12 protein-coding genes are annotated in these 14565 nt (G+C 65.0%); 11 read left to right on the top strand and 1 reads right to left on the bottom strand.

Annotated features, from left to right (window positions below):
• Nucleotides 1–9 precede the first annotated feature (9 nt).
• The 10 genes from EFL26_RS21930 to EFL26_RS21885 all read left to right on the top strand — a co-directional run bounded on the left by EFL26_RS21930 (nt 10) and on the right by EFL26_RS21885 (nt 12347).
• On the top strand, nt 10–1218 hold the full coding sequence (locus EFL26_RS21930) for a cytochrome P450 (RefSeq protein ID WP_183408326.1): 1209 nt from the start codon (nt 10–12) through the stop codon (nt 1216–1218).
• A gap of 46 nt (nt 1219–1264) precedes the next feature.
• Nucleotides 1265–2047 carry an enoyl-CoA hydratase-related protein gene (locus EFL26_RS21925; protein WP_123225150.1) on the top strand — a complete coding sequence of 261 codons (783 nt, stop codon included), beginning with the start codon at nt 1265–1267 and terminating at the stop codon, nt 2045–2047.
• 81 nt (nt 2048–2128) lie between these two features.
• Nucleotides 2129–2899 carry an SDR family NAD(P)-dependent oxidoreductase gene (locus tag EFL26_RS21920; protein WP_123225042.1) on the top strand — a complete coding sequence of 257 codons (771 nt, stop codon included), beginning with the start codon at nt 2129–2131 and terminating at the stop codon, nt 2897–2899.
• Nucleotides 2900–2992: 93 nt separating this feature from the next.
• A complete protein-coding gene (locus EFL26_RS21915) occupies nt 2993–3397 on the top strand; it encodes a nuclear transport factor 2 family protein (protein ID WP_123225041.1) in 405 nt (134 codons plus the stop codon).
• 114 nt (nt 3398–3511) lie between these two features.
• On the top strand, nt 3512–5590 hold the full coding sequence (locus EFL26_RS21910) for a hydantoinase/oxoprolinase family protein (protein ID WP_123225040.1): 2079 nt from the start codon (nt 3512–3514) through the stop codon (nt 5588–5590).
• Nucleotides 5591–5592: 2 nt separating this feature from the next.
• Nucleotides 5593–7371, top strand: coding sequence for a hydantoinase B/oxoprolinase family protein (locus EFL26_RS21905; protein WP_123225039.1), 1779 nt, complete (start codon nt 5593–5595; stop codon nt 7369–7371).
• 93 nt (nt 7372–7464) lie between these two features.
• The gene (locus EFL26_RS21900; RefSeq protein WP_123225038.1) at nt 7465–8616 is read left to right on the top strand and encodes a saccharopine dehydrogenase family protein; all 1152 of its coding nucleotides are present in this window, start codon (nt 7465–7467) and stop codon (nt 8614–8616) included.
• Between the two features lie 95 nt (nt 8617–8711).
• Nucleotides 8712–9737 (top strand): beta-keto acid cleavage family enzyme, encoded by a 1026-nt coding sequence (locus EFL26_RS21895; protein WP_123225037.1) that lies wholly within the window; start codon nt 8712–8714, stop codon nt 9735–9737.
• 86 nt (nt 9738–9823) lie between these two features.
• Complete coding sequence (locus EFL26_RS21890; protein ID WP_246000322.1) at nt 9824–10792, top strand: NADPH:quinone oxidoreductase family protein; 969 nt, start codon at nt 9824–9826, stop codon at nt 10790–10792.
• 49 nt (nt 10793–10841) lie between these two features.
• Nucleotides 10842–12347 (top strand): class I adenylate-forming enzyme family protein, encoded by a 1506-nt coding sequence (locus EFL26_RS21885; RefSeq protein WP_183408325.1) that lies wholly within the window; start codon nt 10842–10844, stop codon nt 12345–12347.
• On the opposite strand, the gene EFL26_RS21880 is transcribed toward EFL26_RS21885, so the two are convergent.
• Complete coding sequence (locus EFL26_RS21880; RefSeq protein ID WP_123225035.1) at nt 12331–13020, bottom strand: TetR/AcrR family transcriptional regulator; 690 nt, start codon at nt 13018–13020, stop codon at nt 12331–12333. The two genes, EFL26_RS21885 and EFL26_RS21880, sit on opposite strands and share 17 nt — an antisense overlap.
• Nucleotides 13021–13321: 301 nt before the next feature.
• Here EFL26_RS21880 and EFL26_RS21875 point away from each other — a divergent pair, with 301 nt between their 5' ends.
• Entirely contained in the window at nt 13322–14533 is a 1212-nt protein-coding gene (locus tag EFL26_RS21875) for a cytochrome P450 (RefSeq protein ID WP_123225034.1), read from the top strand.
• Nucleotides 14534–14565 lie beyond the last annotated feature (32 nt).

Genomic DNA, 14565 nt, shown 5'->3' with positions numbered 1-14565 from the left:
GAGAAATTGATGGAGCAGCACGGGGCTGTTGACGCCACGGCGACGAGCGATGAGCTACTCCCGTGGCGCGATCCGGAGTTCATCCGCGCGCCCTGGCCGTGGTTCGACCGCGTACTGCGGGACCACCCACTGTTTGAACTGTCGGATGGCACGTTCGTCGTGAGCCGCTACCACGACGTGATGACCTACGCCAAGGACCGTTCCCTGGTCTCTGTTCCGCCAGAGGGAATGGGCGACGATCCCTGGGCTGCGAACGAGAACTCCGTGCTTCTCACCGAAGGCGAGCGGCACTCACGAATTAGACGGACCTTCAGTGGCTGGCTGACACCCAAGGCTGTCAGGACCTGGGCTGAGACCGCCGCTCGAACGGCCAAGGAGGCCCTGGACCGCATCGAAGACGACGGTCTGATCGACGCGCATCGCAACCTCGGTGTGCAGCCGGCGCAGGACGCCATGGCACATGCGCTGGGCGTTGAGCGCGAAGACGGCTTCCCGTACATCAGGGCGACGAACCAGACGATGGTGGCGATGGGCTGGCAACCGACCGACGACGAGGTCGTCAGGGCTCGCGAGGGCTTCGGCTTCATGATGTTCCAGGCTGAGCGACTGATCGCCGAGAAGCGGCATAACCCTGGTGACGGCATGCTCCTCGACACCATGATCCGTGCTGCGGACGAGGGGCAGCTCACCGAGCGCGAGCTCAAGGAGTCCATCCAGATCCTCTGGGGATCTGCGGCTCACAACCCCGGGCACCACGTGAGCTCCGCGCTGGTTGACTTCGCCAACAATCCGCACGCCTTCACGGCCTACAAGAAGGATCCCAGCGTGCGTGAGGCGATCTTGAACGAGACGATCCGCCGGGCACTGCCAGAGGTACTCCTGGATCGGTTCACCACGGCACCCCTGGAGATCCATGGCGTGACCATCCCGCCAGGCGCCAAGATCAGGTTCATCCTCGGTGCGGCGCTGCGTGACCCCGACGTTTTCAGGAATCCGGACGAGTTCGACTGGGAACGGCCCAAGGAGGCGAGCATGGCGCTCGCCTTCGGTGTCGGTACGCACAACTGTGCTGGTCAGGCAATCGCTCGAGCCACGGCCACCGCGGTGCTCGATGTGATTACCGAGCGCTTCGAGCGGGTCGAGGTTGTTGGTGAACCGGACTGGGTGTTCTCGGACCGCCACCGCAACTGCGAGGGCCTCACCGTGCGCCTCTCCTGAAGGCGGCGCGCTTCGAGATCGAACAGTGAGAAGGACTGACGTGGCCATGCATCAAGGCGTTCGCACCGAGCAGCGGGACGCGACGCTCATCATCACGCTCGATCGGCCGAAAGCAAACGCCATCGACGCACGGACGAGCCGAGCGCTCTACGAAGCGTTCGCTGAGTTGAACACACGTGATGACCTGAGAGTCGGTGTCATCACGGCTGCGGGCAACCGCTTCTTCAGCGCCGGATGGGATCTCAAGGCGGCAGCCGACGGTGAGGCTCACCACGCCGACCATGGGCCCGGAGGATTCGCCGGTTTGACGGAGTTCCCCGGCCTCAAGAAGCCCGTCATAGCTGCGGTGAACGGCGCGGCCTACGGAGGCGGGGTAGAACTGATGCTGGCTGCGCACATGGTGGTGGCTTCGTCCGAAGCTCGTTTTGCGTTTCCTGAGGCCAGACTGGGCCTGTTGCCGGATGCGGGCGGGCTCAACCGACTGCCGGCGCTTCTTCCCCGGCCGTTGGCACTCGAACTGCTACTGACGGCTCGGACGTTCTCGGTCGATGAGGCGCTGAGATGGGGCCTCGTCAACCGCATCGTCTCGCCGGCCGACGTGCTGGGTGCCGCTCTCGAGCTGGCCCAAGAGGTCTGTCTCTCGGCACCGCTGTCCGTCGAAGCCACGCTGAAGGCTGTCCGCGAAGTCGAGGGTTTGTCGGACCAGGAGGCGTTCGACCGGCTACGCAAAGCTGTGCCGCTTGTGTCCGGCATCAGCGAGACCGCTGACGCTCAGGAAGGCGCCCGTGCCTTCGCAGAGGGTCGCACCCCGAATTGGGCCGGCCGGTAACGGTGCCCAGCCTTCGACGACGACCCCACTGCGAGCGCTCACAGTCGCTCATCAGTCTCATCAACGCAAGGAGATAGCAGCATGTCATTTCACGACAAGGTAGTTGTCGTCACCGGGGCTGGTTCCGGCATGGGCCGAGCGATGGTCCAAGAGTTCGTCGCTCAAGGGGCCCGTGTTGCCGCCTTGGACATCAACGAGGTCAGCGCTGTCGCGACAGTGAAGGCTCTGGAGAATCCAGATCAGGGCCTGCCTGTGCATGTCGACGTGAGCAGCGTCGAGTCGGTCGACAGCGCCATGTCGGAGATCGCCGAATGGGGTGGTGGTGTTCACGTCTTGTGCAACAACGCCGGCATCGTCGACAGCTTCCGGCCTGCGCACGAGATCCCACTCGAAGAATGGCACCGCACCATCGCCGTCGATCTCACCGGCCCGTTCCTGATGGCCCGTGCAGTCATCCCCGGCATGCTCGAGCGCGGCGAAGGCGTCATCGTCAACACGGCGAGCATCTCCTCCTTCAGCGCCGCCGGGGGCGGTTCGGCGTACACCGCTGCCAAGCACGGCGTCCTGGGTCTGACCCGCCAGCTGTCCTTCGATTACGGCCGTCGCGGAATCCGGGTCAACGCGATCTGTCCAGGCGCGACGGCGACAGGCCTGACGATGCCCGAAGGTGGCTCTGACTTCCTGCCGGACACCGAGGCAGAGCTCGGTCGCATTCCAGCGCAGCGCTGGTGCACTCCGGAGGAGATCGCGAAGCTCGCCGTCTACCTCGCAGGCGACGACGCCGGCTACATCCACGGCGCGGCGATGGTCATCGACGGCGGCTGGCTTGCCGCAGCCAGGAATCCGATCTGACCACTGCGCCATATGTCACTAGGGGCGAACCCCCGAGGGCGGCCCCAACTACCCGACCATGCCACGTCGCGTGGCGAACTCGAAGGAGATCCGATGAGCACCGAATCGACCTTGGCTCTGCTGAAGGAGTACCACGATGCCTGGGAGCGTGGCGACCAAGAGGCCGGAATGGCCTTCTATGCCGACGACGTGGTCGTCCACATGGCTGGGAGTGGGCCTCTGGCAGGCACTTATCACGGACGCGAGTCCTTCACGCGCGACTGGATCGGCCGAGTTGCCGACTACACGGATTCGTGGGATGTCGAGGGGAACGATCTGCTGATCGCCGGTGAGGACGGGGTCTTGCTCATGGTCCGCGAAACATGGACCCGAGGGGACCGCGCCGTGACCACGAAGCGCCTGGGCTCCTACAAGTTCGCCGGCGGAAAGATCGTCGAGTGCTACTTCAACGACATGAACCAGGCCGAAGTTGAAGGCTTCTTCGGGGACCTCTCGTAGCCGCAGCGGGCACTTGACGGCTCCGTTTACTTAACGTTTAATAAGGAGGGTAGTCGTCCGGCTCGAGAGAGCCGGGGCCGGCTGCCGCAAGGACGACCAGCAGGGAGAGTTTCGATGGCATACCAAGTCTCCGCAGACACGGGCGGCACCTTCATTGACGTGGTGATCCAGGACGCCGCGAGCGAGCAGGTCATCGGCAAGGCGCTCACCACCCATGACCGGGTCTTCCGCGGTCTGTCCGCCGCCCTGGACGCGGCCGCCGGCGAGATCGGGCTCACTGGGAAGGCGCTGCTGAGTCAGACGGATCTCTTCGTCTACGGCACGACGCGGGCCACCAACGCGATCGTCACGCGCAACGTCGCGAAGACTGCACTGTTGACCACGGCTGGCTTCGAGGACGTTCTCGTCCTCAAGGAAGGCGGAAAGCAGGACGGCTACGACTTCACGCGGCGGTATCCCAACCCGTACATCCCGCGACGTCACACGTTCGGTATCACGGAACGCGTCGACTCCGAGGGCCGCGTTCTTGAGGAGCTCGACGATCACCGACTGCTCGAGACGCTCACGATGATCCGTGACGAGGGTTTCGAGGCGGTGGCCGTCTCACTCCTGTGGTCCATCGCGAATCCTGCCCATGAGCTGCGCGTCGCGGAACTGCTGGAGAAGGTTGCTCCCGAGCTCCCGGTCACGTTGTCGCACAAGATCGCCCCGATCATCCGTGAGTACCGGCGCACGTCGGCGGCGGCGATCGACGCGTCCCTCAAGCCACTGATGCAAGCGCACTTCTCCGAGCTCGAGCAGGACCTCCGTGACTTCGGTTACAACGGCGCGATCCTGGTGTCCACCAGCATGGGTGGTGTCATGACGATCGAGGAGGTCATCGAGTCGCCCATACATGCCGCGAAGAGCGGTCCTTCCATGGCGCCGCTGGCCGGTCTGAACTATTCGCTGCTCGAGAAACTCGGCGGTGACATGATCGTCTGCGACACAGGCGGCACCACCTTCGACGTCGGACTTTCCCGCGACGGAGCCGTCGTCCATTCCCGAGACACCTGGATCGGACCCCAGTGGGAAGGTGACCTCCTCGGCATCTCCTCCGTTGACATCCGGTCGATCGGTGCTGGCGGTGGCTCGATCGCCTGGGTCGACGGCGGCGGACTCCTCCGGGTCGGCCCCCAGTCCGCCGGCTCCGAACCTGGACCTGCTTGTTACGGCAACGGCGGCATGGAGCCGACCCTGTCGGACGCCGCGTGCGTCCTCGGCTACTTCGATCCCGACTACTTCCTCGGGGGCCGGATGGCCTTGGATACGGCCGCCGCCGAGGCGGCGATCGCCAAGGTCGCAGGGGTGCTCGGTCTCGGCGTCCGCGAGACGGCGTGGGGGATTCTCTCCATCGCGAGCGAGTCGATGGTCAAGGCCGTGCATGAGATCACCATCGCGCAGGGACTCAACCCCCAGGAGAGCACGCTGGTCGCCGGCGGTGGAGCGGCCGGAATCAACATCATGCAGATCGCAAACGAGCTCGGCTCGCAGCGCGTGATCCTCCCCAAGGTCGCCTCCGCGCTGTCGGCCTCAGGCATGCATTTCGCTGACATCGTGAAGGAGGAGTCGGCTGCTCTGATCACCTCGTCCGAGGCATTCGCCGCCAAGAGTGTCGCCAAGGTGCTAGCTGACCTGGAAGCCGCCCTCGCGGAGTTCGCGTCGCGCTTCGGAGACCACTACCCCGACTACTCGATGGAGTTCGGCGTCGAGGCGCGCTACCAGAGCCAGATCTGGACCATCGACCTCCCGCTCCCGAGCAAGGACGTCGTTGACGAGGCCGGCCAGCGACGATTGTTCGAGGCCTTCCACGACCTGCACGACCGCATCCTCGCTGTCCGGGATCCGGGATCGACGATCGAGTTCCTGAATTGGCGAGCTCGGGTAACCGTATGCCTTCCGCGCGCACAGAAGACCTACGACGTCTCCACCGAGCGCATCGGGGAGCCCGCCTCCGTGCGCAGGTGCTACTTCGGCGAGGCGGGCGAGCTCGACACGCCGGTGTTCAAGCCCGACCAACTCCTACCCGGAACTCGGCTGCAGGGCCCCGCCATCATCGAGGAGCCCACCACGACCGTCGTCGTATACCCGGGCATGGCGGCCGAAGTCAGCGACAGCGGGAACTACCTCCTTCACATCACGAACGGGGCCTGACCATGAACGACACCACCTTCGATGCGGTCCGGACGGCAGTGATCGCCAACAAGGTCGACGGGATCGTCCGGGAGATGACCAACACCCTCCTCCGATCGGCACGGTCAGCGGTCATCAACAGCGCGCGCGACTTCTCCTGCGCCATCCTCACGGCCGATCACGAACTGCTGGCTGCTGCCGAGGGCATCCCGGTCCACATCTTCGGCGCACAGCTACAGGCCGCAGCAATGAGCGAGGCTCACCCCGATCTGCGGGAGGGTGACGCCTTCCTCGACAACAACCCGTACATCGGTAACTCGCATGCCGCCGACCACACCATCCTGGTGCCCGTCTTCGTCGATGGCGAGCACCTCTTCACCGCCGTCTCGAAGGCGCACCAGGCCGACATCGGGAACTCCATCCCGACGACCTACCACGCCGCTGCGAAGGACGTGTACGAAGAAGGCGCTCTCATCTTCCCGACCGTGAAGGTTCAGTCGGACTACCAAAACGTTGATGACGTCATCCGCATGTGCCGCTCGCGTATCCGGGTGCCGTCTCAGTGGTACGGCGACTTTCTCGCCGCGATCGGTTCAGCTCGGATCGCAGAACGCCGGCTCAAGGAGCTCGTCGCGAAGTACGGAGCGGCCACGATCAAGGCGTTCATCCGCGACTGGCTGGACTACAGCGAGAAGGTGATGGTCAACGCGATCGAGAGCCTTCCCGCCGCCACCCTTCACAACACCGGCAAGCATGACGCCTTCGAGCCTTACCTGCCCGACGGGCTGGAGATCGGGGTCACCATCGAGATCAAGCCGGATGAAGGAATCATCCACGTCGACCTGACCGAGAACGCCCCCAACGTCGACTGCGGCCTGAACATGACGGAGGCGACCACACGAGCGGCCGTCTTCGGGGGCATCTTCAACGCGATTCCGATGAGCATCCCCAAGAACTCAGGCGCGTTCCGGCGGGTGGTCATCGACATGAACGACGGATCAGCCGTCGGCAAGCCCCAGTTCCCACACAGCTGCTCGCTCGCCACCACCAACGTGACCGACCGCCTCATCAACTGCGTCGGCGCCGCATTCGCCCAGCTCGGGGCACCGTACGGCGTCGCCGAGGGTGCGGTCGGTGTCGGAGTCGGGTACGCCGTGCTCTCGGGTGTTGACGCTCGCACCGGCGACGCGTTCGTGAACCAGCTGGTGGTCACCGCGAACGGCGGACCGGGCAGCGCCCATGCCGATGGCTGGGTCACCTATGGCGTCCCGTGCGTGAGCGGTCTGATGTACAGGGACTCAGTCGAGATCGACGAGATCAAGATGCCCATCGTGTACAAGCACCTGCGCCTCGTAACCGACACCGGTGGTGCCGGGAAGTACCGGGGCGGCCCATCCTTCGAGCTTGCATACACGCCGAAAGAGAACCCCATCACGGTGATCTACCCCTGCGACGGACAGGTCAACCCGTCGAAGGGCGTCGCTGGCGGCGCGGACGGTCGAACCGCAGAGTCCTGGCTGGAAACGCCGGATGGCTCGCGCACGCGACTGCCGAACACCGCGACGCTGGTGCTGAAAGCCGGCGAGGTAATCCATGGCTTCGACGCGTCCGGCGGGGGATACGGGTCCCCGCTCGAGCGCGACCCTGCTCTGGTCCTCGAAGACGTGCTCGAGGGGTGGGAAACCGCGTCGCACGCCACGGAGACCTACGGCGTCGCGTTCATCGAAGCATCGGATGGTCTCGCGGTGGACGAGATCGCTACCGCGTCCAGGCGCTCCGCAGCCATGTCCGACTCCGCCTAGTTCGACACCCCCCGAGAGCGCGCCGGCCGGGCGCGCGGGGCGGGCGCGGCGGCTCCATGAACGAATGTCAATCAGTAGAGGTGAGGTACCAGGATGAGCAAGCCAACGGTCGTCGTACTCGGCGCGGGCGGCGCCCAGGCATCAGGGGTCTTGCGCGGACTCGGACGGTCCTCCACCCCGATGCGCATCGTGAGCTGCGATCGCGAGTTCCGCGATGGCCGGGTGGTGACCGCCGGCGCCCAGGAGGTCACGCAGGTCGAGTTCGACCTGATGGCGAGTCCGGACCAGCTCTACGACCTGCTCCAGAGTGCCGACCTGGTCGTGAACTGCACGGGTCCCTACTACACGCTCGGCCCAATGATCCTCGACGCGGCCATCGCTGCGGGCACCGACTACCTCGACATCTGCGATGACGCGGACGCTACCGATCTCTTGCTTCGCCGTGATGAGGCGGCCCGGGCTGCCGGGGTCACCGCGCTGGTAGGCATGGGGTCAGCGCCCGGCACCACGAACGTGCTTGTCCGGCTCGCGCTGGACGCTCTCCCTGCGGGGGATGCATCGGTCGCGATCAGCTGGTGTGTCGACGCCTCCGACATGGTCGGCGCCGTGGTCCCGCATTTCGCACACTCGTTCGCGACGGCCATTCCCGATGCCGGCGGCACGCCTTCGTGGGAGGCGCTCGGACCGAAGCGCGTTCGATTCCCCGACCCGGTCGGCGAGCAGATGGTAGTGACACTGAGTCACCCGGAGGTCCTGACGCTTCCCCGATTCACCCGTGTCACCGAGGCGACGAACCAGGGGGGCCTGATTCCGGAGGACTTCACCCACCTTGGCTGGGTCATCTCGCGCCTGCCTGAAGGCGATGCACGTACGGCGGCGATGCACTCGATGTTTGAGACGGCACGGGTCAGCCACGGTGATCGCGAACCCGTGGGGTCCGGCCTGATCGTTGACGTACGGGTCGGGGACGAGGGGATCGTCTTCGTGTCCGGAGGGAAGATGAGCCAGGACGACGCCACCGGTACTCCAGCAGCCGCTGGTTGCCTGATCGCACTGACCGGTCAGGTCCCAGGTCCAGGAGTCGTATGTCCCGAAGTACTTCGTCCTGCCGACTTCTTCAGCGCCCTGCGCGACGTGTCGGCCGGTGGAGGCGGTATGACGGCCTTCCGCACAAACGGCGGTGAGGTGACGGAGTCCGTCCGCATCCGTGACCTCCTCGAGCAGGCGCAAGCCGTCGCGGGCTAGCGACCGCTTGAAAAGGCGCACTCCACACAGAGCAAACACATCGGGCTCGGCCGTCGTGTCGGCGTGCTGTTGCTTTGACCGAAAGGAATATGAACATGGCCAACGTTGATTGGGATCGCGTGACATCGGGCGTCGCGCGTGAGCGGGAGAAGATGATCTGGCGGCCGTACGGGCTACCGACCGTGCTGGACCTGGAGAACTCGTCGTTCCACGATGCGCCCATCTCCACCCCCTGGGACGTGCCGGAGAAGCTGGCCGTCTCGGTCGCGATCACCGGCGCGTTCTTCAAGCACGACCAGAACCCGAACCAGCCGTTGACGCCGAACGAGATCCTTGATTCGGCGCGCGAGGTGGCCCGAGCGGGTGCCTCCACCGTGCACCTGCACGTGCGTGACGACGACGGCTACAACGTCCTTTCCCCAGAGCGTTTTCGGGCCGTGATTGATCCGCTGCGCGAGGAGTTCCCTTCGCTGGCGATCGACGGCTGCCTGGTGCCTGCCCTCGACGGCGAGTGGGAGCTGATGAAGCAGGTCCTTCAGGCAGGGATCCTCGATGCGGCACCAATCAACACGACTGCCACCTACATCGGTGACTCGCTCTTCGTGAAGCCGGCACCCATCATGATCGAAAAGGTGCGGCTGATCAACGAGGCCGGATCAGTCCCAGAGATTGCGGTCTACACGGACGCGGACGTTTCCAACGCTGATCGGTTCCTCATCAAGAGTGGTCTGATCCAGACGCCGGCAGTGTGGCTGGTCCTCCCGGCTCTGCCGGGCTGCAGTCCGATGGAGAACCCCCGCCAGATGATCGAGAGCCTGACCCGCACGGTTGCTGCGATCAAGGACATAGACCCCGACGCCTTCATCATGGTGTGCGCTGCAGGCCGGGCGTCGACGCACGTTGCGGCGCTGGCGGCCCTCATGGGCCTGCACATCCGTGTCGGGATGGAGGACACCTACTGGCTCTGGCCGCACCGCGAGGACCGGGTCCAGAGCAACCTGCAGGCGCTCCAGATGGGCCAGCTCATCTCCCAGGTCGTGGGCCGTCCGGTTGCAACCCCTGAGGAGTACCGCACCATGCTCGGCCTTCCGGAACGAAGGTCCGTCCCGGTCACTGCTTGACCGCGACCGACGGGGGAGGGCCCGTCGCAGTCTGCGACGGGCCCAGCCCCTGGGCCAACCCGTATCAAGACGACAAGGACGAAGCCATGGACACCACCATGCGGGCTGTGCAGGTGACAGATCTCCGAGGCCCCGCCAGTCTCGAGGTTCTGGAGGTGAGGACACCGGAACGGAGGCCGGGGGAGACCCTCGTGGAGGTACGCGCGGTGGCACCCGCCTTCCCGGATCTTCTGCTCTCCCAGGGCCTGTACCAGATCAAGCCAGAGCTGCCGTTCAGCCCCGGCTCGGACTTCGCCGGCGTCGTCATCGAGTCATCCGAGGGCTCGGAGTTTGCGCCGGGCGACCGGGTCGCAGGCTGCCTCAGCTTCGGAGCTGCTGCCGAGGTCCTCTCCGTGCCTGATGACAGGCTGTATCCGCTGCCGGAGGGCCTGTCGTTCGTCGACGCGGCAGCTCTGCCGATGAACTATCTGACGTCTCACTTCGCTCTTGTCACCCGTGGCAACCTCCATGCTGGTGACTGGGTGATGGTGCTCGGCGCTTCCGGGGGAGTCGGCCTCGCCAGCGTCCAGATCGCGGCGGGTCTCGGTGCCCACGTGATCGCTGTCGTCTCCACCGATGACCGGGCGGCCGTGGCGTTGCAGGCTGGTGCTCATCACGCCGTGCTGCGCGACGACGTCCCTCACGCGGTCCGCGAGCTGACTGGCGGCCGGGGTGTGGACATCGTCATCGATGTCGTCGGAGGCGACATGACCAATGCCCTGCGGTCCCTGGCCCCGTTCGGCCGCGTCATGGCTGTCGGGTTCGCTTCCGGGGACATCCCCATGGTCAAGGTGAACAGGCTGCTGCTCACCAACACTGACGTACGCGGCGTGGAGTCGGCCTACCTGTGGGACCACGGCCTGAGCCGCAAGGCGTGGGACGAGATCATGGACCTCGCCGAGGCCGGCCACATTTCACCCCTGGTCCGCGAAGGTGGCGCGCTGCATGACTACGGTGCCACGCTGGAGGAGCTGGCCGCCCGCTCTTCCATCGGCCGGTCGGTCCTGACCGTGTGAACGCGCCGCAACGACCTTGAAGTCACACACCCAGGAGGAGCAGACAAGCGTGAAGCAGCATCTCGATGACCGCCCGCTGCCCTTCCCGACGTTGACGGCGGCTCTCAGCCATTGGGCGGAGAACACACCGGAAGCCTTGGCGCTCACCGTCGGCTCGGAGGAGCTCACGTACGCGCAGTTGTCCGACCGTGTTCTCCGATGTGCTGCATGGTTGGAGAGCGAAGGGGTCAAGCCGGGGGCCCGCGTGGTGATCGTGGGCCACAACAGTCTCGCCTGGGTGGTGCACTACCTGGCTGTGCTGGCGCTCGGGGCGGTGATCGCTCCGGCGAACAACCGGCTCAATCCGCGGCAGTTCGCAGACCAGGTGGCACTGCTCGACGCCGCCCTCGTCCTCTCGGACGAGGCCCACGCGAAGACGGTCGCCGAGGTGGACCGCGGCCGGCTCAGACTCCTCGCTGACGGCAATCAACTCGCCCAAGCCGGTGGGCTCGTGTTCCCGGCTCCAGATGTGCCAGCACTCATCAGTTTCACGTCCGGAACGACCGGCAAGCCCAAGGGGGCGACGCTGACGCAACGGGCGCTCAGCGAGGCGTCGTGGGCGTTCGTCCGCGTCCTGCGAACCACCCGAGACGACTCCACATTGGTCGTCGTTCCGATGTTCCACAACACCGGGTTCGTGGATCAGTTCGGCCACATGCTGCTGTTGGGCGGGCGCACCGACCTGCTCCCCAAGTTCCACACCGCCGATGCTGTCGCCGCACTCGCAGCACGTCCCGTGACGTATCTGGCAGCCGTTCCCAGCATCATCCGGCTCATCTCGGTCGCCGACGGTGCCAGGAAGGCGTTGGAGCCACTGCGCACACTGCTCTACGGCGGTTCTCCGATGCCGGCGGCCTGGATCGAGGAGTTGTTGGCAAACTGGCCACACCTTCAGCTCTTCCACGGCTACGGGCTGACCGAGTACGGATCGGCCATCTCGTTCTTGCTACCTGAGTTCGCTCGCGAGCATGGCGAGTCGGTCGGCTTCCCCGTGCCGGGGACCACCGTACGGATCGTCGGTGAAGACCTGCGCGATGTCGAGCCCGGTGAAGTTGGGGAGCTGTGGTGCCAAGGCCCAACGATGATGCAGGGCTACTGGCACCAACCCGAGCTCACGGACCAGAAGATCCACGATGGCTGGTTGCGCACCGGTGATCTTGCTCGCGAGGAGGACGGCCTCTACTACATCGAGGGCCGGGTCGACGACGTCATCAACCGTGGTGGCGAGAAGGTGCTCCCGTCGCACGTCGAGGGGCTACTGGCAACACTCGGCCCAGTGGGACTCAGCTGTGTGTTCGGCGTACCTGACCCGATCCTTCAGTACAGGGTTTGGGCGGCCGTGGAAGAGCGCCCCGGTACGACGTTCGACGAGACCGTTGCTCGCGAGGCGTTGCGTGCTTGTCTTCCTGACTATGCGGTCCCCGAACGCATTGCCGTGGTCAACCCACTGCCAAGAACTGCGAGCGGGAAGGTGGATCGGCGGGCCGTCGCCGCTCACCTCACGACGTCGAGCTAGAGCCAATGTCTGTTGGACGGCTCGAGGCAGTCACGCCGACCATGCTGCGCACCAATCCTTCGTATCGGTTGGCGACTGCGGCCACGGTCATATCGCCCTGCGGGTTGAACCAGGTGTGCACGTACTCGCAGAGGGTGATGATCGCGAACGCGGTCGTCTTGACGTCGTCGATGACCATCGAGCCCCTCTTGTGGCCCTCCTCGAGAACAGTCCGGAACTCCAAGACGTATTCGCGCTCCATCTCCACGATCGGGGCGAGGCGCTCTTGGGGGATGTCATTGGCCAGCGATCGCACGCTCATGGTGAGGTCGAAAGCGCGCGCGGCGTCCGATTGTTGGAGCTGCCACGTGACGTGCGCGCGGACCAGCTGACCGAGTTTGAGTACAGGATCCGTCTCGGTGATCGACCTCCTGACATGGGCGACGAAGTCGTTCATCGCCGTCTCGATCACGCTGACGAATAGATCCTCCTTGGAAGGGAAGTACCAGTACAGCGCTGGCGCGGAGACTCCCAGTTCCTGTGCCAGGGCTTTCATGCTCGTCCCTGGGTACCCGCGCTGCAGGAACATGCGGAGAGCTTCCTGCATGACGCGCTCTTTGCCCACGACGTCGCGAGCTGCGCCGTTGCGCTTGCCCCGCGCCCCAGTTGCGCCGTTGGTTCGACTGGTTGCCATGCGCGTCCTCTCGGATCATCTGGCGGCCGAAAACGTGACGGCCCTTAATGGCTCGACGTGGTCGTCGCTGCAACTCACGAACGCGCCGGCATGGCCACCTTAACGTTCATCAAGCAAAAGCCCAACGATTTTCGCAGGTGGAGCAAGGGTGTTGCGTGGGCATACCGTGGTCTGAGCGGACGCCCTAAACGCTCGGTGGGGTCGATGGGGCAAGCTCGAGGTCTTGACACCGACCGATAACTGAACGTTAATTAGACTCGCGAACAACGCGGCCTCCACCTGAAAGGTGACGGATCACCCAATGCCCGAGACCTTCGTCCCTTCAGTTCCGCCCGAGAGCATGCGGCCGGGGGAGTACCTGCCCTGGGACGACCCTGACTTTCTCCAGGATCCTTACCCGTGGTTCGCTCGCGTCCAACGAGATGCCCCGGTCTTCCGCGATCCGTCCGGGATGTACGTCGTCACCAGGTATGACGACGTCTTCGAGTTCGGAAAGCACCCCGCCATGTCGGTCGAGCCTGGGTGGGACCAAGCCGGACCGTGGGCGATTGCGGGTGACACGATCATCGGACGTGACCAACCTGACCACACAAGACTGAGGCGGCTCACGAATCGTTGGTTCACGCCGAAGGTCGTCCGGGACTGGGTGACCACCACGGCGGCTGTCACCAGCGAGGTACTCGATGGACTCGCGGGCGACACGGTTGACGGGTGGCATGAGCTCTCTGTCATCCCGACGCACCGGACGATGTGCCGGGTGCTTCAGTTGCCGGACGGCGACGCCGAGGCGGTGAAGAAGGCAATGGAGCAGGCCATGCTGATGCTCCGCGTCCATCCCAGGCCCGGCGAGCTGGAACTGGCCGAGACCGCCTTCGAGTTTCTCCTCGGGCGCATGGAAAGCTTCCTCGACGCCAAACGGTCGGCGCCCGGCGACGGGTTGGCAGACGAACTGCTCGCCGCGTCCGGAAGGGGTGAGCTCAGTCCTCAGGAGGCACTCGCGACGATCGCGATGTTCTACGGCCTCGGGCACATGGACGTGGGATACACGATCGCCTCGGGCTTGTGCGTCTTCGCGCAGCGACCCGACGTCTACCAAGCCTTCCGGAACCGGGAGGACCTGCGCGAGCAGATCGTCAACGAGGTTGTTCGTTTCGACCCTCCCGAACTCTCCTTCTATCGCACTACGACCGAGGACCTCACAATTCGCGGCGTGGAAATCCCCGCGGGGTCGACGATTCGGTTCATGATCGGCGCGGCAAACCGCGATCCCGAGGTGTTCCAGAACCCACAGGTGTTCGACTACAACCGCCCAACGGGTGAAAGCCGCAACCTGTCGTTCGGACTCGGACTGCACTCGTGCGCTGGCCAGGTCATCTCCCGGGCAGAGGCTCTGACCGTGTTCGAAGTGGTCGCCTCTCGATTCCGCCGGATCGAGCCGGCCGATGAGGTGATCATGGAGAACACCGACTTCTCACGGCACTTCAAGAGCCTGCCGCTACGCCTCGTGCCGTAGCCGTCCAACTCCAACTGGCATTCGCCGCCCCA

This window comes from Nocardioides pocheonensis (genome assembly GCF_003725535.1).
Lineage (GTDB): Bacteria > Actinomycetota > Actinomycetes > Propionibacteriales > Nocardioidaceae > Marmoricola > Marmoricola pocheonensis.
The sequence above is the reverse complement of the archived record's forward strand: the minus strand, read 5'-3'. Positions and strand labels throughout refer to the sequence as shown.